Raw genomic sequence first — 25,599 nt, 5'->3', positions numbered from 1 at the left:
TGAAAAAAACAAGCAGTCTTTTTCAACTACTTGTTTCATGATTCTTATCTAGTTATTAAATAATTGCAAGTCGGCAATACGATCGACTGCTTCGACCAGACGTTCTGGCTCTACCAAAAGCCCAATACGAACATAAGCATCTCCTGCAGGACCAAATCCTTTACCTGGTGCCACAGCAACATGGGCTTTCTCAAGCAAAAGATCCGCAAAACTCTCACTAGTGTAACCCTCTGGTACAGGCATCCAAGCATAAAAAGAACCTTTGGATGGAAAGGCCTTCCAGCCAATCTTAGCAGCTGCCTGGACAAAAGCATCTCGGCGGCTATCATAAGTCGCATTCAGTTGAGCAACAGCCTCCTCAGATTTAGGATCTAAGAGGGCTGTAATCCCAGCCTCCTGCAAGGCAGGAAAGATTCCCACAAAAAGATGGTCTTGAATCAGATTTAAGGCTTCAATCATTTGGTCATTCCCAGCAGCAAAGGCTAAACGCCAACCAGCCATATTGAAGGTTTTCGAGAAAGTATAGAACTCAATGCCCACATCTTTAGCACCAGGTGTTGATAAGAAGCTAGGATTCTCATAGCCTCGATAGCCCAAAGCTCCGTAAGCTAAATCACTCACCACACCAACTTCGTAAGTCTTAGCCCAGGCAACCAACTTTTCATAAAAGGCCTTAGTCGCCACAGCACCCGTAGGATTATTTGGATAATTGATATAGATAAACTTAGCACGGCGAGCTGTCTCTTCAGGGATGGCATCCAAATCTGGCAAGAAATCATTTTCAGCCGTCAAAGGAAAGGTCTTATAGGCTACACGTCCTAGACTCACTCCTGATAAATAATCAGGATATCCTGGGTCAGGTAGGAGCAGGAGGTCACCTGGATTCATCAAAGCTAGGGGCAATTCCACAAGCCCAATTTTAGCACCTCCCATGACACAAATCTCACGCTCCGAATCCAAATCAACCCCATAATGGTTCTTGTAAAAACTAGCAGCTGCTTCCTTAAATGGACGGTTGCCACGAAACTGAGAATACTTGTGGCTAGCTGGATTATGAGCTGAGCTACATAAGGCCTCAACAATATGATCATAAGTTGGCTGGTCTGGATTTCCCTGGCCAAGGTTGATAACATCTGCGCCTTCAGCCACCTTGGCATTCACCTTAGCAACCAACCCTGCAAAAAACTGTTCTGGCAATGCCTTCAATAAGTCAGATTCTTCAAATAACATAAACACTCCTTAATGATACAAGTCCGTGCGACGATCCTCAAAAACAGGAATCTGACCTCGAACCTTATCTACCTCTTCAAGATTAATATCAGCCGTAAAAACGCCCTCCTCATGCTCCTTGGTTTGTAAGACCATATTTCCAAGTGGATCTATAACCATAGAATGTCCTGAAAAGATATCGTTGGGTCCTGCTCCAACACGATTGACAGCAACTACAAAAGCTTGATTTTCAACTGCACGCGCCTTTAACAAAATCTCCCATTGCTGCACTCGAGGTTCCGGCCACTGCGCTACCACAAAAAGCACCTTGGCCCCTTGTGCCATCTGTGTTCGCACCCATTCAGGAAAACGGATATCATAACAAATGACACTGGCAGCTATCACACCATCAAGCTCAAAAACAGACTCATTCGACCCAGCAGACATGTACTGGTCCTCTGCCATAAGGCCAAAGAGATGGACCTTGCTATAGGTATTGATTAAGTCCCCAGACTTATTGTAGACATAGGTCGTGTTGTAGAATTTGCCATCTTTCTCAATAGCAACGGACCCTCCAATAATAGCTACAGCATGTTTCCTAGCAAAATGAGACAAGAGTTCTTGAGAGTCCAATCCATCCTTATCCGCAAGCCCATCAAGTTCATTTAAAGCATAGCCTGTATTCCACATTTCAGGAAGCACAATAACATCAGAATTGTCATCAAGCGCCCTTTCCAGCATCTCTATGACGTGTTTTTTATTTTCCACAGGTTGTCCGTGAACGACATCCATCTGTACCAACGCGATTTTCATAATAACCTCGATTCTATATTAACCATTATAGCACTCCAAAAGACGTCACAAAAATTGAAAAATTCAATCTCATGATAAAGAAAGGCTATCAAAAAAGGCTGGACATAATGTCCAACCTAATCATTATTACACTAAGCAATATCAACGTAACGACGGGCACCGCTTGCTGTCATGTATGAAAGCCATTGATGACCATCAGCTGTCAAAACCTTATCGTAGTTAACGCTCATACCCTTGTCATAGTAGGCCAACTCTGGGCTTGAAACCTTAGCTTCTGCCTTAATTGACGCACGACCTGTGAAGGTATAATGACCTGACTCTGGGAGACTTGGTTTATCGGCTGGCTTAGCAACCGGTTTTGTTTCTGGTTTAGCTTCTGCCTTGGCTGCTGCAATATCAACATAACGACGAGCACCACTTGTTGTCACGTATGAAAGCCATTGACGACCATCGGCTGTCAAAACCTTGTCGTAGTTAACGCTCATACCCTTGTCATAGTAGGCCAATTCTGGGCTTGAAACTTTAGCTTCTGCCTTAATTGACGCACGACCTGTGAAGGTATAACGACCTGACTCTGGGAGACTTGGTTTCGCAGCTGGTTTGCTTGCTTCTGGCTTAGCTGCTGCAATATCAACATAACGACGAGCACCACTTGTTGTCACGTATGAAAGCCATTGACGACCATCGGCTGTCAAAACCTTGTCGTAGTTAACGCTCATACCCTTATCATAATAGGCCAATTCTGGGCTTGAAACCTTAGCTTCTGCCTTAATTGACGCACGACCTGTGAAGGTATAAGTGCCTGATTCTGGGAGACTTGGTTTATCGGCTGGCTTAGCAACGGGTTTTGTTTCTGGTTTAGCTTCTGCCTTGGCTGCTGCAATATCAACATAACGACGAGCACCACTTGTTGTCACGTATGAAAGCCATTGACGACCATCGGCTGTCAAAACCTTGTCGTAGTTAACGCTCATACCTTTATCATAGTAGGCCAACTCTGGGCTTGAAACCTTAGCTTCTGCCTTGATTGACGCACGACCTGTGAAGGTATAAGTGCCTGTCGCTGGAAGGTCGATGACACCTGTAGTGGCTGGTTTGCTTTCAGCAGGTTTGCTGCTAGTAGCATAATCGCCACCTTCAATACCAAAGTACTCTTCCAAGCTCAATCCTGAATCGTGGATGTCTTTAGCTTCTTTACCTACATAGCGGATATGCCATGCTTCTGGCATGTAGCCAGTTGAAGCTTCTTTACCTGCTTGGAAACGCACGATAAAGCCATAGTTATGTGCATTGTCTTTAAGCCATTGACTAGCTCGTGCATCCTCAAGCAAGTTACCTGATTTATCAGTCAAGTCAAAGACCAAACCAGTTTGGTGTTCGCTGAACCCAGGACGAGCTGAGTAACGGTCCGCAGCTACTTGACCATCACGGCTTACGTAGTTGTCGTAAAGAGTCTTTTGATAATCGTAAGAACGGAAACCACTGTATGAACGTCCGACATTCAAACCTTGGTTAATCATATCATCACGAAGTCGAACAAAAGCTGCCTTAGCTGTAGGATTTTCACCTGGATTGTAGTCCTTAGAAAGACCATGCTTCTTATTGACAATGATAATATCATCGTATTTACCACGAACACTGTAGTAAGAACCGTTATTGGTCAATTTCCCTGTCACTTGAGTTTCAGTGATTTGAGGGACTGTAGCTTTAGTTTCTGTGATATAGGTTCTCTTACCATCCAACATGTAGTAAAGATGCACAGAATAGGTACCAGCATCACCCTTGTGGCTGGCTTTATCTACATGAACCTTGTAACTTCCATCTGACTGTTTATCAGCATGGTACCATGTAAGGTCGTCTTGGCCATTCTTATCTGACCAGATTGGAACACGGACTTCTTTAACTTCTTTGCCACCACCTGAAACATTGGTTACGACAACATCAAAGCCGTTAGACGTTTGGTTGGTAATCGTCAATTTTCCTGTTACTTGAGATTCAGGGACTGTAGCTGTAGTTTCGGTAATATAAGTTCGTTTACCATCCAACATGTAGTAAAGATGCACAGAATAGGTACCAGCATCGCCCTTGTGGCTGGCTTTATCTACATGAACCTTGTAGCTACCGTCTGATTGTTTGTCGGCATGATACCAAGTGAGGTCATCTTGGCCATTCTTATCTGACCAGATTGGAACACGGACTTCTTTAACTTCTTTGCCACCACCTGAAACATTGGTAACGACAACATCAAAGCCGTTAGACGTTTGGTTGGTAATCGTCAATTTTCCTGTTACTTGAGATTCAGGAACTGTGGCTGTAGTTTCGGTAATATAAGTTCGTTTACCATCCAACATATAGTAAAGATGGACAGCATAGGTACCAGCATCGCCCTTGTGGCTGGCTTTATCTACATGAACCTTGTAGCTACCGTCTGATTGTTTGTCAGCATGGTACCATGTAAGGTCATCTTGACCATTCTTATCTGACCAGATTGGGACACGTACTTCTTGGACTGTCTTGCCACCACCTGAAACATTAGTTACGACAACATCAAAGCCATTAGAGGTTTGGTTGGTGATCGTCAATTTTCCTGCTACTTGAGATTCAGGGACTGTGGCTGTAGTTTCGGTAATATAAGTTCTCTTGCCATCCAACATGTAGTAAAGATGCACAGAATAAGCACCCGCATCACCCTTATGGCTGGCTGTGTCTACATGAACCTTATAGCTACCGTCTGATTGTTTATCAGCATGGTACCATGTAAGGTCATCTTGACCATCTTTGTCTGACCAAACTGGAACACGTACTTCTTGGACCGTCTTGCCACCACCTGAAACATTAGTTACGACAACATCAAAGCCATTAGAGGTTTGGTTATTGATTGTCAATTTCCCTGTTACTTGAGATTCAGGGGCTGGGCTGACTGTAGCTTTAGTTTCTGTAATATAAGTTCGTTTACCATCCAACATATAGTAAAGATGGACAGAATAGGTACCAGCATCGCCCTTGTGACTGGCTTTATCTACATGAACCTTGTAGCTACCGTCTGATTGTTTATCAGCATGATACCAAGTGAGGTCGTCTTGACCATCTTTATTTGACCAAATTGGAACACGAACTTCTTGGACTGCCTTGCCACCACCTGAAACATTGGTAACGACAACATCAAAGCCATTAGAGGTTTGGTTGTTAATGGTAAGATTACCAGAAACACGGTTTTCTTGTGGTTTAGACTCAGTAGCTTTCAAGGTAGCAATATCCACATAACGACGTGTACCACTGTAGCTAATATAAGAAATCCATTGGTGGTTATCCGCAGTCAAGACCTTGTCATAGTTCACTTTGTAGCCTTTTTCCAAGGTATAAAGTGTTTCTGCAGAAGCCTTAGGTTCATTTTTAACATTCAAGCTACGTGTCACATTATAAGTACCACTTGCTGGAAGCTTTTCAGCACCAGTAACTTCTGGTTTTGCTTGATTAGTCTCTGTTGGTTTAACAGTTGGTGTTTCAGCTTTAGCAGGTGTCAAAGTCGCAACATCTGCATAATAGCGAACATAGTCATAACCAAGGTAAGAAATCCATTGGTGATTATCCGCAGTCAAAACTTTGTCATAGATAACATGGTCACCCTTACTGAAAACAAAAGTAGGTTTGAGGTCTGCTTTTGGTTCTTTCTTAATATCTGTGTCACGTGTAAAGTAGAAAGTTCCTGTCGCTGGGATGTTCAAAGCACCTGTTGTGGCTTGAGTGCCATTAGAAGGCTTACCATCCCCATTACCACTATTACCGTTACCACTACCAGCTGCCACTGGTTTCACTGGCGCATAACGACGCACGCCAGAGTATGATTTGTAGCTAATCCATTGGTAGCCGTCAGCTGTCACGACTTGATCGTAAAGAACGCTGTCTCCTGGATTTACATAAAATTCAGCCTTGGCAGACACCTTAGGTTGATTCTTAATCTCTGTACGTTCCTTGTAGACATAAGTTCCTTGACTTGGAAGGTCGCTGTCTGTAGTTGTAGCTGGTTGGCTCACCAAACTAGTATTGACAGCTGCTCTCGTTAAGGCAGATACATCAAGGTTAGTGGCTGTTTCAGATGAAGCATTTGTTTTCCTTGTCGCTTCTGAGCTAGCAGTTGTTGATTCAGAAATTTTATCTGCTGCTTGTGAGGTACTAGCACTCACTTCACTTCTAGCCTCGCTAGTAGCAGTTTCACTAGCGGTTTGGCTAGTTGTTGAGACTTGGCTAGCTTTCTCGCTTGATGCTCCCCCATCGGTCGCTACACCACTGAAAATATCAGCTGCTGTCACAGCATCACTATCTGAGGTAGCACGCAAAGTGGCATCTGAAGGTGTTGAAACCTCATGATGCTCATCAGCCAAAGCTTGACCTGCAAAGACCAAACTAGCTCCTAAAAGAACTGATGCTGCCCCAAATGAATATTTACGAATGGAAAAACGTTGTTGTTCGTGTAAAAATTTTTCTCGTTTCATATCAATTATTCTCTCTATCGAATTGATGTTACTGTTTGATTGTAACACTCGGTGACAAATATTACAAGTGTTTTACAGAATATTACTAAATATTTCTCACTTGTCCATTAGTATACCAAATTTATTTGACTTGTTCACACCTAAATCATAAACTGTCCAATTTTTGTCATAATCGGAAAATGACTAATTATACTTATATATTCGTTGTTTTTCCAAAAAAATGGAAAATAAAGTAAAAACACGACAGCTTTAAATGCCATCATGTTTCATTTTTGAACCTTTTATCAATGTCCTACATCTGAATATGAAATGTAGTATCGTTGACCATCCTTAACAAAACTATACCAGTTTCCATCAGGTAAAATTTCATATTTATCCCAATCAACATCCCCTGCAGGAAGTTTAGAAACAGCTCCACTGTCTTTATCTGGCGCAGCATAGACAGGTGTTTCCGCATCAAGTGTCAATGTTCCAGATGTAGCTGTCCAAGCACCTCGACCACCTTCAACTTGAGAAGCTGGTGTTGTTGCTTCAGCCACTTGTCCACCATCTGTAGCGCCTGCTTGAGCTTGTTCTTGAGAAGAAGCTTTAGGTGCTACTGCTGAGGCCTGATTTCCATTTTCTTCATTTGAAACTGCTGAAGATGATGATTGAGTTGGTTTTTTATCCTTCTTAACAGCCTTACTTGAGCTTGAAGATGACTTCTTAACCGTTTTGGCTGGGCTACTACTTGTGCTAACACGCGCCGACTCATGACTATTAAACTTAGTCACTAAGAAGACAGCGAGAATAACTACAATAAGAGCTGCCACGATACCAATGAGTTTACTTGTATTTTTCATGAGTGATATTCCTTTTCTGATAATTTACTAGGTTATTATAATATATAGACAGCTAAATTTTTCATTGAAGTCATAAACAGTGGTTTTTTCGTCATAATCAAACCACATCTTCTATTTTTAGTGTCTGTTTAAAACGATAGTCTTTAGATTGTGTTGACAAAGAACAATTAGGATACTTCCCTAAAATCTCTCGAACAGTAGACAGACCTATACCACGTCCTTCTCCTTTACTTGAGCGACCAAGTTTAAAGATACCGACTGTATTGATAGATTCTTGAGCAATGGTATTCTCCACTATCACCACCTTTGTCTCTCCACTGATAAGAGCAATGTTTACTTCTTTAGCACTGCTATCCAGACTAGCTTCAATAGCATTATCCAAAAAAATAGACAACACTGTTATGAAATCCAACAATTCCATCCTCGATACTTCAAAGATATCACTGACCTCAAGGTGAATGGTAATAGACTGTCCCTGTGCTTCCAAAATTTTACTAGCCAGGACACCTTTAACGGCTTCATCTTTAATATTAATCAAGTTGGCAATTTCGTACTGTTTCCCCTCAATCCGAGTCTTTGTTTTTTCAAGGATGTTATCGTAGATATCGGAAATAATAGCCATATCCTTGGAGTCAATGCCATATTTGATACTAGACAAAACATTTAGGTAATCGTGCCTGAAGCGACGAAGATCCGTATAGAGTTGCTCGATTTGTTGACTATAATGAGCCAAATCACTCATTTGCCTATCTTTTTGGAGTAGGACTTCTTCTTTTAGTCTCTCACTGAAGGTCGCATTGATATAAACAAGGGTCGCAAGAAAGAGTAAAGCATAGGTCACCACGAGATAAACATGCCAATCTCTTCCTCCAGGGCTCTGTTGCACAAAAAAGGTAATATATTGGAGAAGGAGGGCATAAGATAACATTGATATATCTATAAGTAATAAAAAGTACTTTGAAAATGACTTTCGAAAACCATAGTTCAATGCTTTGAAATCCACTTTTAAGGTCTTAATGATTAACCAAAACACAGGAAAGACTAGCAACTCAATGACAAGGTTTAAATGAAAATGGTTAAGTACAATCAGATAATGACGATTGATGACCAAGGCAATCCCATAAATAATAAGATTGTGAACAAGACTTTCTATGATGATTGGAAACAAGCCATAGAAAATATCTAATAACCTATTGCCATAACGATTTCTGTAGAGGGAATAAACAACCAAGAGGGCATGCCCTAAAACATAGGACAGGGCTGGAGAAAGCACAAATAAAAATCGGATAATCAAGGGGATGATAATATACCATCTTAGCTTTATCTTCTCGGAGGTAATGTATTGATAAATGAGAATAAAGAGGATAATCTCCGCTAAAAAGTCTAGATTATCCAACAAAAAATTGATTGCTGTCATAGGCTGATTCTCTCAAGCAATTTCTTTAGTTTCAACTTTGAAACATAGCAAACGCCACCATTTTCAAAATAGACTGTCCCCGTACTTTTATCTAATTTGATGATATTTTCTGGATTGATAAGGAAAGATTTGTGGCATTTAAACAGTCTAGGGTCACTCTTTTCGATTTGTGAGAGACTGCCATAAAACTCAATCTGCTCCTCTTTAGTATAAAGGATAACCTTATGAACAATATCTGACGTCTCAAAGTACAAGATATCATGAAAAGGAACCTGAATAACGGTCTTAGCATTCTCAATCCGAAAAGCGTCTTCTGGATTCTGACTCTGTATCTTTTTGCAGGTTAATAAGATAATACTTTCCACACGCTTTTGAAAGTCCTCACCCTCCAAAGACTTATCAATAAAGTCTAGAGCTGCCAGTTGGTATTGAAAAGTCAAGGGAAGATACTCTGAATGGGTCGTGAAGAAAACAATATTGGCATAGGGATCATTCTTGCGAATCTGCTTAGCCACTTCCAAACCTTTTTTAGTATCGTCTTTAATTTGAATGTCCAAGAAAAAGAGCTGATGAGACCCTCGCTCGGTAATAGACTCTAATAGCTGATTGGGTTTGTCAAAAACCTCAAAGTCGCCTACTTTAATGTTATTTTTCTTAAAAATCGTATGAATAACCTCTTCAATACGATTTTGTTGGATAAAATGATCCTCTAAAACATAGATGTTAAGCATAACTTAACTCCTCTAGCATAATCTTAAGAGATATTCCAAGATGGTGCAGTTCCTTTAATAAACGAATCTCTCTTATTTATTCAAAATGAGATTTTTTGTTCTCTTTACCTATTTTACAGTTTTATTACAAAAAAGCAATAGTTTGTAACATTTTTTTGCTTCAATCAACTAAAAAAACACCCCACAAAGTGAACTGCACCCCAAAAGTTAGACTGAAAAAATCAAACTTTTGAACTGCACCCCAAAAGTTAGACTGAAAAAATCAAACTTTTGAGGTGTTTTTATTATGAAATTAACTTATGAGAACAAGATTCAGATATATGAACTGAGAAAACAGGGGAGAAGCTTCAAAGAGCTTTCAAAAAGATTTGGTGTGGATGTTTCTGGACTAAAATATATGGTGAGGTTGATTGAACGTTACGGAATAGAAATCGTCAAAAAAGGGAAGAATCGTTACTATTCTCCCGAATTAAAGGAAGAAATAATTAATAAAGTTTTGCTTAGAGGTCGTTCACGAAAAAGTGTATCTTTAGATTATGCTCTACCCAATCCTTCTCTGTTGAAAAATTGGATAGCACAATACAAGAAAAATGGGTATACTATTGTTGAAAAAACAAGAGAGAGAGTACCTAAAATGGGACGTAAACGTAAGAAAACTTGGGAAGAAATGACAGAACTAGAACGACTCCAAGAGGAGAATGAACGCTTACGTACCGAGGTGGCTTACCTAAAAAAGTTAAAAGAACTAGAAGACAGGGACGAAGCCTTACAGCGAGAAAGGCAGAGACAATTAGAGGAATGATCACAGGAGGATTTCGACTAGATTTACTTCTTGAAACGGCTGGTTTAGCTCGCTCAACTTACTACTATCAGTTGAAACAACTAGATGGATTTGACAAAGATAAAGAGCTTAAAGCTGAAATTCAATCAATTTATTGTGAGCATAAAGGAAATTACGGCTATCGTCGAATGACTCTTGAATTGAGAAATCGTGGCTTCATGGTAAATCATAAGAAAGTGCAACGTCTGATGAAGGCTCTTGGTTTAAGTGGTCGAATTCGTCGTAAACGTAAGTATTCTTCATATCAAGGAGAGGTTGGTAAGAAAGCAGAGAATCTCATTCAACGCCAGTTTGAAGCATCAAAACCAATGGAAAAGTGCTACACAGATGTGACAGAGTTTGCCATTCCAGCAAGCAGCCAAAAACTCTATCTATCACCAGTTTTAGATGGTTTTAACAGCGAAATTATCGCCTACAATCTTTCTACTTCACCCAACTTAGCACAAGTAAAAATGATGTTGGAACAAGCCTTCACAGAGAAGTACTATGAGAAAACTATTCTACACAGTGATCAGGGATGGCAATATCAACATGATTTCTATCATCATTTTTTAGAGGAGAAAGGAATCCAACCCTCCATGTCACGTAAAGGCAATAGTCCAGACAACGGCATGATGGAATCCTTCTTTGGTATTCTGAAGTCTGAGATGTTTTATGGTTATGAGAAGACGTTTAAGTCAATTGAGCATTTGGAACAAGCTATTGTAGACTATATTAATTATTACAACAACAAACGCATTAAGATAAAACTAAAAGGACTTAGTCCTGTGCAATACAGAACTAAATCCTTTGCTTAAATTATTTGTCTAACTTTTTGGGGTCAGTACAAAGTTAGATTTTATCTGTCTAACTTTTGGGGTGCAGTTCATAAATAGCAGTCTTTTTCGTACTAGTTACGATAATAAGGGAAACCCTCAGCAGTTTGGTCTTGACCAATAACAAGGTAATCAGAACCGTTACTACCTCCAGAGATTGCTCTCAATGCAGCTGAGCTTGTATCTGAGAAAACTCCTGCATAAAAAATATTATCTGAAACTCTTTGAGGCTTCAATTGAGCAGTGTAACCTGTTGAATTTTTGATAATTGTACCATCAGCGTTAATTGTAACTGATTCACCATTCGCATTAGTCCAAGTTCCCACAAGAGAGCTAATATCACCATTGTCAAGGGCACCAAAGTCAAGCGATGATTGACTATTATTTGTGTTCTTTTCAGATTTAGCCTCATCTGTTCCAGCTGCAGATTCAGCCACTTGTCCGCCATCTGTAGTACCTGCTTGAGCTTGTTCTTGAGAAGAAGCCTTAGGTGCTACTGCTGAGGCCTGATTGTCATTTTCTTCATTTGAAACTGCTGAAGATGATGATTGAGCTGATTTTTTATCCTTCTTAACAGCTTTGCTTGAGCTTGAAGATGACTTCTTAACCGTTTTGGCTGGGCTACTACTTGTGCTAACACGCGCCGACTCATGACTATTAAACTTAGTCACTAAGAAGACAGCGAGGATAACTACGATAAGGGCTAATACTAAACCAATAAGTTTACTTGTATTTTTCATGAGTGATGTCCTTTACTGATAATTTACTCGGTTATTATAATACAAAAACAGCTAAATTTTTCATTGAAGTCATAAACGGTCGTTTTTTCGTCATAATCAGAAAATAACATTTAAAATAAAAATACTATATACATCAAACTGCTATGGTTTTTGGAACAAGCATCTTAGCAACAATCTCTTTTTGTTTAGCTTTTGAAACTAAGCATGACTCTCCGTTTTCAAAATAAATAATACCTAACTCTTTGTCCAATCTCACAATGTTTTCGGGATTTACAACAAATGATTTATGGCATCTATATAGTCTGCAATCTTGTTTCACAATTTCTGACAATTGACCATAGAACTCGATCTGCTCTTCCGTTGTATAAAGAATCACCTTATGAACTGTTGGAGATGTTTCAAAATAAAGAATCTTATGAAAAGGAACTTGTATAGTTGCATTCTTTGTATCTACCGTAAAAGCACACTCTATTTGGCTAAGACCATTTTTAGAAAGTGCTAATCCAATATCAGAAATAATCCTATCTTCATATTCATTATCAGGCAAATTCTTATCAATAAAATCAAGTGCAGCTAAGCGATACTGAAAGGTTGAAGGTAGGAGTTCGGGATGTGCTGTGATGAAAACAATACTAGCATAAGGATCTCGCTCACGAATCTGTTGAGCAACCAATATTCCCCCTTCGATATCGCTATCAGATCCAATATCTAGAAAAAAGAGTAAATGCGAGCCCCTTTCCGTAATACGCTCTAATAATTGATTGGGTTTATCGTATAAATTGACCTTCCCAATTCTTAAAATATATATTTGTTTAGACTTGTGGATGGCATCCTCAAGACGAGCTTGTTGAAAATAATCTTCTTCTAAAACAAAAATATCTAACATGCTCAATACCTCCGTTTTATAACATTTCCTTTCAATAACTTGATGAATTAGCTACTTATAGAACGAATCCTATACTTTCATCTTGATTCTACAACTTTCGCTAATTTACGGCAAATATTTTCAAAACATATTGAACAATATATTTATTCAACTCTTGAAACTAAAAAAACACCACCCTCAAAAGAGAGTGATGTTACAACTCTTAAGCAATGTCCACATAGCGTCTTACACCACTATAGGTTACATAAGACAACCAGGTATGGCCATCAGCTGTAAGGACCTTGTCATAGCGAACGGACATGCCTTTATCATAGTAGGCTAACTCTGGGCTTGCAACGCTTGGTTGAGCCTTGATAGAGCTAGGTTTGGTAAAGGTATAAGTACCGGTTGCTGCTAGGCTTGGACTTGCTGGTTGAGTAACTGCTGTTGCCTTAGCATCAATAGCAACGTATCGGCGGTTGCCTCCATGGCTGACATAAGAGAGCCATGTATGACCATCTGCAGTCACCAATCTGTCATAGTTAACGGACATACCAGCATCATAGTAGGCCAACTCTGGACTTGCGACGCTTGGTTCTGCTTTAATGCTAGAGCGTTCTTTGAAAGTGTAGGTTCCAGATGATGGTGTACTTGGTTGAACTGGTTGTTCTACAGGTTTAGTCACACTTGTTGGTGCGGTAGCCACATAGAAACGATGTCCTGAATAGCTAAGGTAAGAAAGCCATGTGTAGCCATCATTATTGACAACCTTGTCATAGTTAACTGACATACCTGAATCATAATAGCTAACATCTGGGTTGGCTACCAAAGGTTGAGTCTTAATGCCAGAACGAGCAGTAAAGGTGTATGAACCTGAAGCTGGAAGGTTATGGCGAGTTGCATTTTGAACTGGAACAGTTGTGCTAGTGCCTCCGATACCTACCATCTTACCGTCTTGAACATAGTAGAGATGGACAATGTATTCGCCTGCTTCAGTCTTATGGTCGCTAACATTTATACGAACCTTGTAGCTACCATCACTTTGTCTGTTAGCTTGGTGCCATACAAGATCGTCTTGACCGTTTTGAGCTGTCCAAACTGGAACACTTACGCCTTGGATAGCTTTATCACCACCAGAAACATTAGTGATATGAACATCAAAACCAAGGTTAGAGAGATTTTCAATATTGATAGTACCGCTTGGTTTGCTTTCTTGTTGAGCAAGTTTAGCCACGGCTACATAACGGCGGTTGCCATTGTAGCTGAGGTAAGAAAGCCATTGGTAACCATCACCACTGACAATCTTGTCATAGTTGACTGACATACCAGCATCGTAGTAGGCCAACTCTGGACTTGCCACACGAGGTTCTGCCTTGATGCTAGAACGTTCTTTGAAGGTGTAAGTTCCTGAGTCAGGAAGGCTATAGCTAGTAGTTGTATGAGTTTCTTCAACCTTGGCAGGAACTGTGTAAGTTGTGCCCCCCACACCAACCAATTTACCATTAGTTTCAACATAGTAAAGATGAACATTGTAGAGACCACGTTCATTCTTGTGGTCAGTTAGACTGACGTTAACCTTGTAGTTACCATTGTTAAGACGAGTCGCATTGTACCAGATGATATCATCTTGACCATTCTTTTCAGACCAGATTGGAACAGATACCCCAAGAATACCGTTTTGATCTGATACATTACTAATAACCACACTAAAGTCACCATTATCATGGCTTTCAATAGCAATATCGCCTCTTGGTTTAGCTACAGCCTCTGCTGCTGCACCTAGATCGACGTAACGACGAGTACCATTGTATGACACATAAGAAATCCAACGGTGGTTGTCAGCAAGCAAAGATCTATCGTAGTTGACTGACATACCTGGATCAAAATTGAACTCAGTCTTAGCGGTCAAGCTAGGTTGGTTCTTCACATCTGCAGGTTTAGTGAAGTAATAAGTACCACGTTCAGGGATGGTTTCATCTCTAGTCGCTTCAGTGTTGCTACTAGTATTTTCAGCCTTCAAAGCTGCGATATCAGCATAGTAGCGTTCATAGTCGTAACCAATGTAAGAAATCCATTGGTGATTGTCTCTCTTCAAGACCTTGTCGTAGATAACATGGTCGCCTGCACTAAAGACGAAGGTAGGTTTGATATCCATGACTGGAGCTGTACGAATTTCAGTTGTGCGACGGAAATAATAGGTGCCGTTTGATGGAATATCAAGAGAACCATCAGCAGTCACAGGACCATCCACACCAGGTTGAGGAGTATCCACAGCTTCTCGGTCAGTACCTCTAACTTCTGCTACTTCTGAAGTTGCTGAACGGTTAGTCTCACTTGCTGCTTCAGAGCTAGCTACTGATGACACTTCAGAACGTGGGCTAGCCACTTCTGATCTAGATACAGAAGCAACAGCAGATGCAGAATGGACAACCTCTGCCGGTACTTCCAAAGAAGCAGCCTCGCTAGCCACTACACTACTGGCTTCAGAAGAAGCAACCTCACTGCTAGCAAGCTTAGGTCTTGGCGCTTCAGATCTTGAAGCTGGTTGATTGAGGACATCGGTAACAGCTTCTGAAGTTGCCTGGTCGATTTGAAGTGGTTCAGAATTATTTACAAAAACTTCATAATCCTTGCTGGTACTTGTGCTGTTGGCTTGTTCCTGAGCCAAAGCATGTCCACCAAGCATCAAGCTCGCACCAATCAAGACTGATGCAGCTCCAAAAGAATATTTACGAATTGAGTAACGTTGACGTTCCTTAACAACATATGCCTTTCTCATTTTGATCACTCTCACTTTCTAGGCTGTTTGATAAACATTGGAACCGTTTTCATACTTCTATTATACCCCTTTGAAATATTTTTTACAATTATTTCAATATTATTACTAAAGTTTTTAAAGTAAAAAAGATAGGATTTTCATCCTACCTTTTCAAGTTACTTTTATTGTATCACATCTTAGAGCTGTTCTGCTACTGCTGAAAGAAGATCTTGGATACCATTGGCATCGCTACCACCGGCCATGGCCATATCTGGTTTACCACCACCACGACCTGATACGATTGGTGCGAGAACCTTGATGACATTACCTGCGTGAACATCTTTAGACTTGCTTGCTACAAGGACATTAACTTTTTCACCAATGTGAGCTGCAAGGACAAGGACGTCAGAGTAGTCTGCTTGTTTCCATTGGTCAGCAAAGGTACGAAGGGCACCTGCATCAGAAACTTCTACTTGGCTAGCAATGTAACGAACACCGTTAGCTTCTTTAACATCTTTGAAGACGTCACCAGCTGCAGCTGCAGCTGCCTTTTCTTTAAGCGCAGCATTTTCTTTTTGAAGGGCATGCAATTGCTCTTGAAGGCTGGCAACCTTGTTAGGCACTTCTTTCAATTGTGGTGCCTTAAGTGTTGCTGCGATTGCTTTGAGGGCATCTTCTTCTTCACGGTAAGCAAGGTAAGCTTCACGTGATGTCACTGCCAAGATACGACGTGTTCCTGAACCGATACCTTCTTCTTTAACAATCTTGAACATACCGATTTCAGCAGTGTTGGCAACGTGCGTACCACCACAAAGCTCAACAGAGTAATCACCGATTGAAACGACACGAACATTCTTACCATATTTTTCACCAAAGAGGGCCATAGCTCCCATTGATTTAGCAGTGTCAATGTCTGTTTCAATAGTTGTTACTGGAGTAGCTTTCCAGATTTCTTCGTTAACTTGTTCTTCGATAGCACGCAATTCTTCTGGAGTTACAGCCTCAAAGTGAGTGAAGTCGAAACGCAAGAATTCTTGTTCGTTAAGAGAACCGGCTTGAACAGCATGATCACCGACGATGTTATGAAGGGCAGCGTGCAAGAGGTGAGTCGCTGTATGGTTCTTCATGACACGGTGACGACGTGTGTGGTCAATTTCAAGTTTGTAGTTAGCCCCTACAACAAGTTCACCTTCAACTTCAACAGTGTGAAGGGCTTGTCCATTTGGTGCACGTTGAACATCAACAACACGCGCAACGACTGTACCAGCTGCATCTGAGATCGTACCGTGGTCTGCTACTTGTCCACCCATTTCAGCGTAGAATGGTGTTTGTTCAAAGACAAGGAGGGCTTGACCAGAGTTAACACTATCATGACGAGCATCATCAGCAACGATTACGCTCAAACGGCTTTCTGCAGTTTCTGCTTCATACAAGAACTCAGAAGGTTCCGTGATGTTAGCGAGGGTTTCATTTTGCATTCCCATAGAACCACCTTTAACCACGCTAGCACGCGCACGTTCTTGTTGTTCTTTCATGGCAGCTTTGAAACCTTCATGGTCAATCTTGAAGCCTTCATCTTCAGCCAACTCTTCTGTCAATTCCACTGGGAATCCGTAAGTATCGTAAAGTTTAAAGATGTCTTTACCTTCAAGCGTATCTTTACCAGATTTCTTAAGGTTAGCAAGAAGCTCGTCAAGCATGCTTGAACCTGCATCGATAGTACGTGCAAAGGTTTCTTCTTCACGTTTAACAATCTTCTCGATAAAATCTTTCTTCTCAAGAACTTCTGGGTAATAGCTTTCCATAATTTGACCAACAGTTGGAACAAGTTTGTACAAGAAAGCATCAGAAATGCCGAGACGACGACCATGCATTACTGCACGACGGAGAAGACGACGAAGGACATAACCACGACCTTCATTACCTGGAAGAGCACCATCACCGATGGCAAATGCCAATGAACGAATGTGGTCAGCAATAACCTTGAAGCTCATTGTGTCACCATCTGGATCGTAAGTTTTACCAGACATTTTTTCGATTTCACGAATGATAGGCATGAAGAGGTCTGTTTCAAAGTTTGTTTTAGCCCCTTGCATTACGGCTACAAGACGTTCAAGACCCGCGCCCGTATCAATGTTTTTATTAGGAAGTTCCTTGTATTCTGAACGTGGAACTGCTGGGTCTGCGTTGAATTGTGACAAAACGATGTTCCAAATTTCAATGTAACGATCGTTTTCAATATCTTCTTCAAGCAAACGGATACCAATATTATCAGGGTCAAAGTCTTCGCCACGGTCAAAGAAGATTTCAGTATCTGGTCCTGAAGGGCCAGCACCGATTTCCCAGAAGTTATCTTCAATTGGAATCAAATGACTTGGTTCAACACCGCAGGCAATCCAACGGTTGTATGAATCTTTATCATCTGGATAGTAAGTCATGTAAAGTTTGTCTTTTGGAAAATCAAACCACTCTGGGCTTGTCAAAAGCTCATAACCCCACTCAATAGCTTCATCACGGAAGTAGTCACCAACTGAGAAGTTACCAAGCATTTCAAACATTGTGTGGTGACGAGCTGTCTTACCAACGTTTTCGATATCGTTGGTACGGATAGCTTTTTGTGAGTTAGTGATACGTGGATTTTCAGGAATTACTGAGCCATCAAAGTATTTTTTCAAAGTGGCAACCCCTGAGTTAATCCAAAGAAGGGTTGGATCGTTAACTGGAACCAAGTTAGCTGATGGTTCAACAGCGTGACCTTTTGACTTCCAGAAATCAAGCCACATTTGACGAATTTGTGCTGAAGTAAGTTGTTTCATTGTTTCTCCTTAATCAATTGTTTCTTATTTTGAGCTATTCTCGAGCATTTCCACATAGTCAATAGCGACACATAGGGAAATGGCTAAATCGGCATAAGTATTTTCATAAACGGTAACAGTATAAGTCGATGTCAGATGAAAGAGCTCCTTTTGAATCCTAGCAACTACCTGATTTTGACTATTAAGCAGTTGAAAATCCAGGTCCCAAATATTCCCCTCTATTCGCAAGCCAAGATTATCGACATCATACTTATCACGAAGAAAGGTTAATTTTTTACGAATGTAAAAACTCGAACCATCCTGTAAATCCACCGTAAATTTGGGTAAGAGACTAATAGGCTCCTTGGTGATATGACTGATTTCACGACCATCCTCGCCAAAAATCGTAAAGGTCTTTGGAATCTTAAAAAAGGATCCTTCAACCTGATAGGCAACTCTACCTTGATCATCCTTGATATCAAATCGTTCACCGCCCAATCGAAACTTCTGTTTGACAAAATAGGCTTTCATACGCCACCTCCACTATTGCCACACACTTCATTCAAAAAATACTAAAAGAATAAAAGACAAGACCACTAAACGAAGGGCGACGTGAACCGCGGTACCACCTTCATTCAATGAACTTGTCATTCTTATTTGTCTTTAATTGTGAACTTTGAGTAGCAAGTAACCAAATTCGTCCATGGCTCGCAGCGACCGCCATTTTTCTGTATCAGAAGCAATGATTACCAATCTCAAAGGGATGGCTAAAAATGTCATGATGTTAGAACTTTTAGCCACTCTTCATTTTAACGTGTTTTAGGTCTTAGGTCAAGCTGATAATAGCATTATCAACTCTATCTTGTGATTTATTTGCTAGAGCTTGATGATGAACTTGATGAAGCCCCAGAACCAGTCACATACTGGTCAAGAATTGCGCTGAAGGCCTTGTCTACAACTTTAACATTGTATTTCTTAAGGACCTTAGCAATCACTGAGTTAGTGAAGTTAGTATCAGCTTTCTTACCATTGATGATAACTTTAGTCAAATCATCCTTATAGTTTTTCCAATCTGCATTTTTCTCAGCTTTTGAAACAGTTTTGACGATATAGTAAGTTGCAGCACCAGTTGAACTGTTTGAAACGGTCACTACGTCAGAAACGGCATTAGCATCTTGTTTGAAGGCTGCTGTCAAAACATCTGCTGGGAAGTCTTGAGAAGCTGAGTTAACTGTCTTAGAAGCCACTTCCAAGCTGTTATCTTTAGCAACTTGTGAGAAGTCTGCTCCTTCTGCTTTAGCTTCAGAGTCTACCTTATCTGCCACTGCTTTATCAGTAGTTGAAACTACTTGTACCTCTGTATTTGGTGTGTAGTTATCATAGGCGGCCTTGTAATTTGCTTCAGTCAAATCTTTTTGTGCGGCTTGGTTAACAGCATACTCAACCAATTTTTGTGTACGGATTTGAGTACGGTATGACTCTTCTGTTTGACCATAGGCTGCAAGTACTTGTGAGAATTGATCTCCGTATTGTTCTGAAGCTTGCTTATAAGCTTTGTCTACGTCTTCTTTGCTGACTTTGCTACCATATTCTTTTTCAAGAGCCTTTTGCAAAGTTGCACTCAAAACACTTTGTTGTGTTTGGCTGCTACCTTTAAGTGAATCAAAGACATCACCGACAGTAACAGTATCACCTTTCATAGATACCAAAGTTGTTTCTTCAGTCGTTTTGTTACCTAGAGAAACATACATAGCACCTGCACCAACGAGAGCTGAAACAGCTACAAGGGCAAGACCTCCGAGGAAGCGGCCACCTGAGCTTGGTTTACCAGCATCACGTGTCTTTTTCGTTTTAGCACGTTTAGCTTTTTCTTTCGCTTTTTCACTAGCGAGGGCGATGCTTTCCTCTTCTTCTTTTTGGCGATCAAGATGCTCTTGTTCTGCGTCTTTGTCTGCTACAACCTCTTCAACAGTTTCTTCTGTCGACTCAAGGTTTTCATTTTCTTTAGCCATTCTATCTACTCCTTAAATTGTCAATATCTTTGTTATTATACCACACTTACTTAAATAATGCTTAATCTGGCAAGATAATATTTTCAGAATTTTTCCGAAGCATAAGAAGTCCGTCACTCATAGGTACCAAACTAGCAGTCAAACCAGGGTTATCTAAGGTCGCATCAAAAAGACGATGCAAACCACGGTAAATCGTACGCTGACCACGACGAACCTCCATGATGTCTTTGGCAATATCCCCCCCTTGGAAGATATCATCAAAGACAATGACACCACCTACCTTGAGACGTTTTAGGATTTCAGGCAGAAAGACGATATATTTAGACTTGGCTGAGTCCATAAAAACAAAATCATAATCAGTGTCCAAATCTTGCAAAACTTCTGCTGCATCACCTTCAACTAAGGTAATTTGTTTGCGGCTGTCATACTTGGCTAGATTTTCCTTGGCAAAGCCAATCATTTCTTCATTACGATCAACCGTCGTAATCTGAGCATCAGGGGCGTACTCAGCCATAAGAAGAGCTGAAAAACCAATAGCCGTTCCTACCTCAAGGATTTTCTTAGGCTGCAAGGTCTGTAACAAAAATCGGAAATAAGCAACAACTTCGTGCTGAATAATTGGAATATTTTCCTTACGAGCAAAGGCCTCCAGCTCAGCCAAATGCCCTTTATTTTCCTGAAGATGCGTTCGCATGTAATCCACGATATCCTTGTTTACTACTGGGCGACGCATGTTGTGATTTGCGTTTTTACTATATGATTTAACCATGTGTTTTATTATATAAAAAATCCCTAGCGAGTGCTAGAGATTTTTCTTATCTATAACTCAAATCCTCATCATTAGACTACTTGACGAATAACCTTCTTTTTCAAGAGGTAAGCAATAACCAAAGCTACCACGTAAAGAGCAATGAAAACAAGCAAGGTCATCTGGTAAGATTTTGTCAATTCATAGGTTACCGACAGGAGCATTGGTCCCACCAAGGCTGCCATAGCCCAGGCAGTCAGAATATAACCATGAAGGGTAGCCAATTCCTTTGCCCCAAAGATATCGCTAAGGTAGGGAGGAATCAAGGAGAATCCTGCCCCGTAGCATGTCATCAGAACAGCCATCGCAACCACAAAGACAAGTGGAACTTGCAGGACAATTAGGAGGATAGCCATAACGATATTAACCACAAAGAGGAGGATAAAGGTCTTCGGACGCCCAATATAATCCGACAAGCCTGCCCACAGAAGGCGACCAAAACCATTAAAGATTCCCATAACACCGACAACAACTGCTGCTGATTCCGCTGACATCCCAACCATATCTTGAGCCATTGGAGAAATTGCAGAGACAAGGGCTAAGCCACATGAAATATTGATAAACAAGATAAGCCATAACCAGTAGAAAGTTGACGATTTCAGAGCTTCATTAGCCGTAATTCCCTTGCTTAAATCAGCAGCTTGACGGTTCGGACTCTTGTCAGCCAACAGTTGTGCTTCCTCTACACTTGGTCGTTTAATGAATTGTGAGACAAAAAGCATCACAATAAAATAAACAACTCCCAAGATATAAAAGGTCTGCTCAACACCACGTGCCTGAATCAGATATTGGGCAATAGGGCTGGTCAAGAGCGATGCAAAGCCAAAGCCCATAATGGCAAGACCAGTCGCAAGCCCACGCTTGTCAGGAAACCACTTAATGATGGTTGAAACAGGCGTAATATACCCCACACCCAGTCCTAGACCACCAAGAATACCGTAACCAAGATAAAGTATCCACAGCTCTCCCTGAGCAATGGCAACTCCTGTTAGAATGTTACCTCCGGCATAGAGAACAGCCGACATACTCCCAGTCACCCTAGGACCAAATTTTTCAACCAAACGTCCCATGAAGGCTGCAGAAAGACCAAGACAAAAGATGGCCAATGAAAAGGCAAAAGAAACTGAAGATTGATCCCAGCCAGTCTGGGCCATAATAGGATTACGATAGATACTCCAAGCATAGGTAGACCCCAACATAAGATGGAGTAAGACACCACACGTTGCTACAAGATAACGATTGGTTGTTTTCACAAAAACCTACTTTCTATTTCTGAACACTATTCACTTATCAATTATAAAACGTTAGGTTTTTAGTCTATCATGAATATAAACAAGGAGCTATAAATATGCTCATTAGTAATTTTCCGTAGTAATTAGGACTTGCATGCTGTAAATGTTCGTTTTTTAGATGTAAAAAGAACCACTCTTATCCAGAATGATTCTTTCATATAGTATAGTAACTTCTTTTTAAGAAAGGTGAACACCTTTTTCAACCAAGACTTCCAATTCAACGAGACGGTCTTCAAAAACTTTGAAGGCAGCATCCAAGTAGTCGGTATTGGTCATATCAACACCAGCTTTCTTGATAACTTCCAAAGGATAATCTGAGCTTCCCGCCTTAAGGTAAGTAAGGTAAGCTTCTTTATCCTCCTCAGTACCGTGAACAATTTTTTCAGCCAAGTAGCTTGCTGCTGCAAACCCTGTAGCGTATTGGTAGACATAGTAATTCATGTAGAAATGCGGAATACGTTCCCACTCAAACTGAATTTCGTAGTTATCTTCAGCTTTAAGGTTATAGTATTTCTCATTGAGGTCTGCGTAAAGTTTATTCATGAAGTCGGCTGTCAAGATTTGACCAGAGGCATCTGCTTCATGGATAGCATGCTCAAACTCAGCAAATTGGGTTTGACGGAAGACAGTTCCCTTGAAACCATCCAAATAGTGGTTAAGAATAGCAAAACGTGTTTTGTCATCTTTAACCTCTTTAAGAAGCGTTTCTGTCAAGATATTTTCATTAGTTGTAGACGCAATTTCCGCCAAGAAGATTGGGTAATCTCCATAAACATATGGTTGTGTCTGACGTGTGAACGTTGAATGCAAGCTGTGGCCAGTCTCGTGAACCAAGGTAAAGAGATTGTCCAGAGTGTCTTGCCAGTTCAAAAGCATGAAAGCATTTGTATCATAGGCACCGCCTGAGTAGGCACCTGAGCGTTTTCCTTTGTTAGGGTGAACGTCAATCCAACGTTCCGTAAAGGCTGCATGAACCCCTTTACTATACTCTTCACCAAAGATTGCCAAGACTTCTTCTGCTTTCTTGAGGGATTCTTCATAAGTAAGAGCAGTTTCAGTCTCAGAAAGTGGTGTGTAGACGTCATACATCTTAAGCTCGTCAAGCCCCAAGACCTTCTTACGCAAATCAAGGTAACGGTGCAAAAGTGGCAAATGCTTATTCACTGATTCCAAGAGTGAGTCATAAACACTCTCTGGAATAAAATTAGCCGCAAGTGCTGCATGACGTGCCGAATTATAGTGACGAACTTTGGCTTGGTAATTGTGAACCTTAACAACGCCTTGAAGTGTTTGTGCATAGGTATGTTGGAACTGCTCGTAAGTACCGTACATCGCTTCATAAGCACCCTTACGAATGTCACGGTCCTTAGATTCCATGAGGGTGATAAAGTTACCATGTGTCAACTCAACCACATCCCCTTGGCCATCTGATACCCATGGGAAGAGGATATCAGCATTATCCAAGACATTAAAGGTATCCGTTGGACCGTTGAAAATATCACCGGCTGCTGCCAAGAGTTCTTCCGCTTCTTGAGAAAGAACGTGATCCTTGTTGGCCAAAAGACGTTCGAAATAGTGGTCATAAAGTCCAAGACCTGGCTCTTGTTCTTTAAATTCAGCTAATTTCTTATCATCCAAGGCCATAAATTCAGGCTCAAAGTAAGCAAAGGCTTCACTCAACTGTGAATAAAGGTTTGAGGCCTTTGCTTGGTACTCTTGATACAGACCTACTGTTGTGTCTTGATCATTTTTCATTGACGCATAGACATAGATTTTCTCCAAGCGACGCATAAGGCTCATATAAAGTTCTGTTGCCTCAAGCAAGTTCTTAGCAGAATCCAAGAGATGACCTGCATAAGCACTAGCCTTCCTCAAATCCTGAACAGTGCTTTCATATTCGGTCTCCCAATCTGCATCTGTCGCAAAAATGGTCGTCAAATCCCATGTGTATTTTTCTTCTAAATGAGTACGATTGTCTGACATAATATTCTCCTTAATTGTGTCTATTCTTTTCTATTTTAGCATAAAAGGTGGGAGGGTAGAGAGTTTGTCGATAAGAAAAATGACTTTTTCGATAATATTGCTTAAAAAGCTTTTCAAAACCTTCAAGTGACTGTCTAATTTGTACAAAACCCTGCCTAGATTCAGGAAATCTTACTTGTGGGAAAAAATCTTGATCAGACAGACTTAACAAATTCATCCCCTTAAGATAAGCCGCCTCCTGCCTTCTCATCCATCTTGGATTTTTCCCCATTAATTCCCGTTGAATCACATGTGAGACTTTCTTTCGCTGAGTCACTTGATAGGTCTCAACCTTTTCTGCTTGATAGGGAAAACGTAAAACCGTCATGAGATTCTCTGTTAAAGACCAAGTCTTAGTTAAGTAATAAACTCTCCCAAAAATATCCTCATAGATGAGATACTTAAGTCTAATTTCCTCTTTCTTCCAATCAAGCTCCCATAGATGAAATCCTATCTTAGCCGTAAAATAGAGAAAGTCCCGCTGTAAGTCTGTTAAACGCCGTCCCAACCATAGGTCTTCCCCCAAAAGCCAACGCACTTCATAACCTGCTTGGTGATAGGTGCGTGTGCGTTCTCTTAAACGTTTCTGTGATAAACGAGAACACTGAACTTCCAGAGCCAGGGAATCGCCAACAAATAAATCTGCAATTTGCCCCATCTCGGACAAAACCTTTTCAATACGTACTTTTTCACCATGATTAACCAAAGATTTATATAAGGCTGCCTTAAGGGATAAATGTTGGGCCGATTCATTCTCCGAGAAGAACTGACAATCTTGTAAAGACTTATGAGCAAAATGCGGACACATTACCTGCCCCTGCCTCAATAGGACAACTCCCTGACAGCCCGGACAGCTGTAGGATTCCTTACGTTGCAAACTAGTTTCTAGAGCTGAAACGAGGTCTCCCTCCTGATTTTTTGCAATTAACACGACACCCTCCTTCATGCACTCTCTTACTTATTCGTAAAAGAATTCACAAAATAAAAAACATCTAGATTACTCTAGATGCGTCCCCCATTCAAACTGAAACTTGCTCCCTGCTGTATGGAAACTTAGGTTTATAGGTGTATTGCTTACCTTGGGATACAAGTGCCGCTCAGTCCATTTGATCTCTTTTCAATAATCTCGATACCTAAAGGAAAATC

At 40.7% G+C, this 25,599-nt stretch carries 17 protein-coding genes; 1 reads left to right on the top strand and 16 read right to left on the bottom strand.

Translation table 11 applies throughout. The features are described 5' to 3' along the window. Positions 1–48: 48 nt before the first annotated feature. The 6 genes from ACWPVZ_RS02185 to ACWPVZ_RS02160 all read right to left on the bottom strand — a co-directional run bounded on the left by ACWPVZ_RS02185 (position 49) and on the right by ACWPVZ_RS02160 (position 9,505). Positions 49–1,230 (bottom strand): pyridoxal phosphate-dependent aminotransferase, encoded by a 1,182-nt coding sequence (locus ACWPVZ_RS02185; protein WP_414341333.1) that lies wholly within the window; start codon positions 1,228–1,230, stop codon positions 49–51. A 9-nt stretch (positions 1,231–1,239) separates the two neighbouring features. Then, entirely contained in the window at positions 1,240–2,022 is a 783-nt protein-coding gene (locus ACWPVZ_RS02180; RefSeq protein ID WP_414341335.1) for a carbon-nitrogen family hydrolase, read from the bottom strand. 131 nt (positions 2,023–2,153) lie between these two features. After that, complete coding sequence (ldcB, locus tag ACWPVZ_RS02175; RefSeq protein WP_454380675.1) at positions 2,154–6,515, bottom strand: LD-carboxypeptidase LdcB/DacB; 4,362 nt, start codon at positions 6,513–6,515, stop codon at positions 2,154–2,156. 284 nt (positions 6,516–6,799) lie between these two features. Continuing rightward, positions 6,800–7,357, bottom strand: coding sequence for a transcriptional regulator (locus ACWPVZ_RS02170; protein ID WP_183137091.1), 558 nt, complete (start codon positions 7,355–7,357; stop codon positions 6,800–6,802). A gap of 97 nt (positions 7,358–7,454) precedes the next feature. Then, entirely contained in the window at positions 7,455–8,774 is a 1,320-nt protein-coding gene (locus tag ACWPVZ_RS02165) for a sensor histidine kinase (RefSeq protein WP_414341339.1), read from the bottom strand. Continuing rightward, the gene (locus tag ACWPVZ_RS02160; protein ID WP_414341340.1) at positions 8,771–9,505 is read right to left on the bottom strand and encodes a response regulator transcription factor; all 735 of its coding nucleotides are present in this window, start codon (positions 9,503–9,505) and stop codon (positions 8,771–8,773) included. The genes ACWPVZ_RS02165 and ACWPVZ_RS02160 overlap by 4 nt, the downstream gene beginning before the upstream one ends. Positions 9,506–9,791: 286 nt before the next feature. On the opposite strand from ACWPVZ_RS02160, the gene ACWPVZ_RS02155 reads away from it, so the two are divergent. Beyond that, a protein-coding gene (locus tag ACWPVZ_RS02155) for an IS3 family transposase (protein ID WP_414341445.1) occupies positions 9,792–11,143 on the top strand; the annotation gives its coding sequence in 2 pieces (ribosomal slippage) (positions 9,792–10,242 and positions 10,242–11,143; 1,353 coding nt in all). 92 nt (positions 11,144–11,235) lie between these two features. Here the strand turns inward: ACWPVZ_RS02155 and ACWPVZ_RS02150 are convergent. The 10 genes from ACWPVZ_RS02150 to ACWPVZ_RS02105 form a co-directional block, all read right to left on the bottom strand. Further along, positions 11,236–11,901, bottom strand: a complete 666-nt coding sequence (locus ACWPVZ_RS02150; protein WP_414341295.1) for a DUF6287 domain-containing protein — start codon at positions 11,899–11,901, stop codon at positions 11,236–11,238. A 133-nt stretch (positions 11,902–12,034) separates the two neighbouring features. Further along, complete coding sequence (locus tag ACWPVZ_RS02145; protein ID WP_414341294.1) at positions 12,035–12,787, bottom strand: response regulator transcription factor; 753 nt, start codon at positions 12,785–12,787, stop codon at positions 12,035–12,037. 202 nt (positions 12,788–12,989) lie between these two features. Continuing rightward, a complete protein-coding gene (locus ACWPVZ_RS02140) occupies positions 12,990–15,545 on the bottom strand; it encodes an SH3 domain-containing protein (RefSeq protein WP_414341292.1) in 2,556 nt (851 codons plus the stop codon). A gap of 176 nt (positions 15,546–15,721) precedes the next feature. Then, positions 15,722–18,340 carry an alanine--tRNA ligase gene (alaS, locus tag ACWPVZ_RS02135; RefSeq protein WP_013990152.1) on the bottom strand — a complete coding sequence of 873 codons (2,619 nt, stop codon included), beginning with the start codon at positions 18,338–18,340 and terminating at the stop codon, positions 15,722–15,724. Between the two features lie 24 nt (positions 18,341–18,364). Continuing rightward, positions 18,365–18,850 carry an LURP-one-related/scramblase family protein gene (locus ACWPVZ_RS02130; RefSeq protein WP_414341291.1) on the bottom strand — a complete coding sequence of 162 codons (486 nt, stop codon included), beginning with the start codon at positions 18,848–18,850 and terminating at the stop codon, positions 18,365–18,367. 338 nt (positions 18,851–19,188) lie between these two features. After that, on the bottom strand, positions 19,189–20,331 hold the full coding sequence (locus tag ACWPVZ_RS02125; protein ID WP_002890136.1) for a peptidyl-prolyl cis-trans isomerase: 1,143 nt from the start codon (positions 20,329–20,331) through the stop codon (positions 19,189–19,191). Positions 20,332–20,392: 61 nt separating this feature from the next. Continuing rightward, the gene (locus ACWPVZ_RS02120) at positions 20,393–21,100 is read right to left on the bottom strand and encodes an O-methyltransferase (protein WP_014633986.1); all 708 of its coding nucleotides are present in this window, start codon (positions 21,098–21,100) and stop codon (positions 20,393–20,395) included. Between the two features lie 71 nt (positions 21,101–21,171). Then, positions 21,172–22,392, bottom strand: a complete 1,221-nt coding sequence (locus tag ACWPVZ_RS02115) for an L-lactate MFS transporter (RefSeq protein WP_414341289.1) — start codon at positions 22,390–22,392, stop codon at positions 21,172–21,174. Positions 22,393–22,608: 216 nt separating this feature from the next. Continuing rightward, on the bottom strand, positions 22,609–24,414 hold the full coding sequence (gene pepF, locus ACWPVZ_RS02110) for an oligoendopeptidase F (protein ID WP_454380669.1): 1,806 nt from the start codon (positions 24,412–24,414) through the stop codon (positions 22,609–22,611). Positions 24,415–24,424: 10 nt separating this feature from the next. Next, positions 24,425–25,384 (bottom strand): competence protein CoiA, encoded by a 960-nt coding sequence (locus ACWPVZ_RS02105; RefSeq protein ID WP_073685653.1) that lies wholly within the window; start codon positions 25,382–25,384, stop codon positions 24,425–24,427. Positions 25,385–25,599: the final 215 nt, after the last annotated feature.

Source organism: Streptococcus sp. Marseille-Q6379, from assembly GCF_965119505.1.
The sequence above is the reverse complement of the archived record's forward strand: the minus strand, read 5'-3'. Positions and strand labels throughout refer to the sequence as shown.

Excerpts from the sequence above, each read along its gene's own strand:
- ACWPVZ_RS02185 (WP_414341333.1), bottom strand. The coding sequence starts at position 1,230 with ATGTTATTTGAAGAATCTGACTTATTGAAGGCATTGCCAGAACAGTTT.
- ACWPVZ_RS02140 (WP_414341292.1), bottom strand. The coding sequence starts at position 15,545 with ATGAGAAAGGCATATGTTGTTAAGGAACGTCAACGTTACTCAATTCGT.
- ACWPVZ_RS02130 (WP_414341291.1), bottom strand. The coding sequence starts at position 18,850 with ATGAAAGCCTATTTTGTCAAACAGAAGTTTCGATTGGGCGGTGAACGA.
- ACWPVZ_RS02165 (WP_414341339.1), bottom strand. The coding sequence starts at position 8,774 with ATGACAGCAATCAATTTTTTGTTGGATAATCTAGACTTTTTAGCGGAG.
- ACWPVZ_RS02160 (WP_414341340.1), bottom strand. The coding sequence starts at position 9,505 with ATGCTTAACATCTATGTTTTAGAGGATCATTTTATCCAACAAAATCGT.
- ACWPVZ_RS02145 (WP_414341294.1), bottom strand. The coding sequence starts at position 12,787 with ATGTTAGATATTTTTGTTTTAGAAGAAGATTATTTTCAACAAGCTCGT.
- alaS (WP_013990152.1), bottom strand. The coding sequence starts at position 18,340 with ATGAAACAACTTACTTCAGCACAAATTCGTCAAATGTGGCTTGATTTC.
- ACWPVZ_RS02150 (WP_414341295.1), bottom strand. The coding sequence starts at position 11,901 with ATGAAAAATACAAGTAAACTTATTGGTTTAGTATTAGCCCTTATCGTA.
- ldcB (WP_454380675.1), bottom strand. The coding sequence starts at position 6,515 with ATGAAACGAGAAAAATTTTTACACGAACAACAACGTTTTTCCATTCGT.
- ACWPVZ_RS02120 (WP_014633986.1), bottom strand. The coding sequence starts at position 21,100 with ATGGTTAAATCATATAGTAAAAACGCAAATCACAACATGCGTCGCCCA.
- pepF (WP_454380669.1), bottom strand. The coding sequence starts at position 24,414 with ATGTCAGACAATCGTACTCATTTAGAAGAAAAATACACATGGGATTTG.
- ACWPVZ_RS02180 (WP_414341335.1), bottom strand. The coding sequence starts at position 2,022 with ATGAAAATCGCGTTGGTACAGATGGATGTCGTTCACGGACAACCTGTG.
- ACWPVZ_RS02125 (WP_002890136.1), bottom strand. The coding sequence starts at position 20,331 with ATGGCTAAAGAAAATGAAAACCTTGAGTCGACAGAAGAAACTGTTGAA.
- ACWPVZ_RS02170 (WP_183137091.1), bottom strand. The coding sequence starts at position 7,357 with ATGAAAAATACAAGTAAACTCATTGGTATCGTGGCAGCTCTTATTGTA.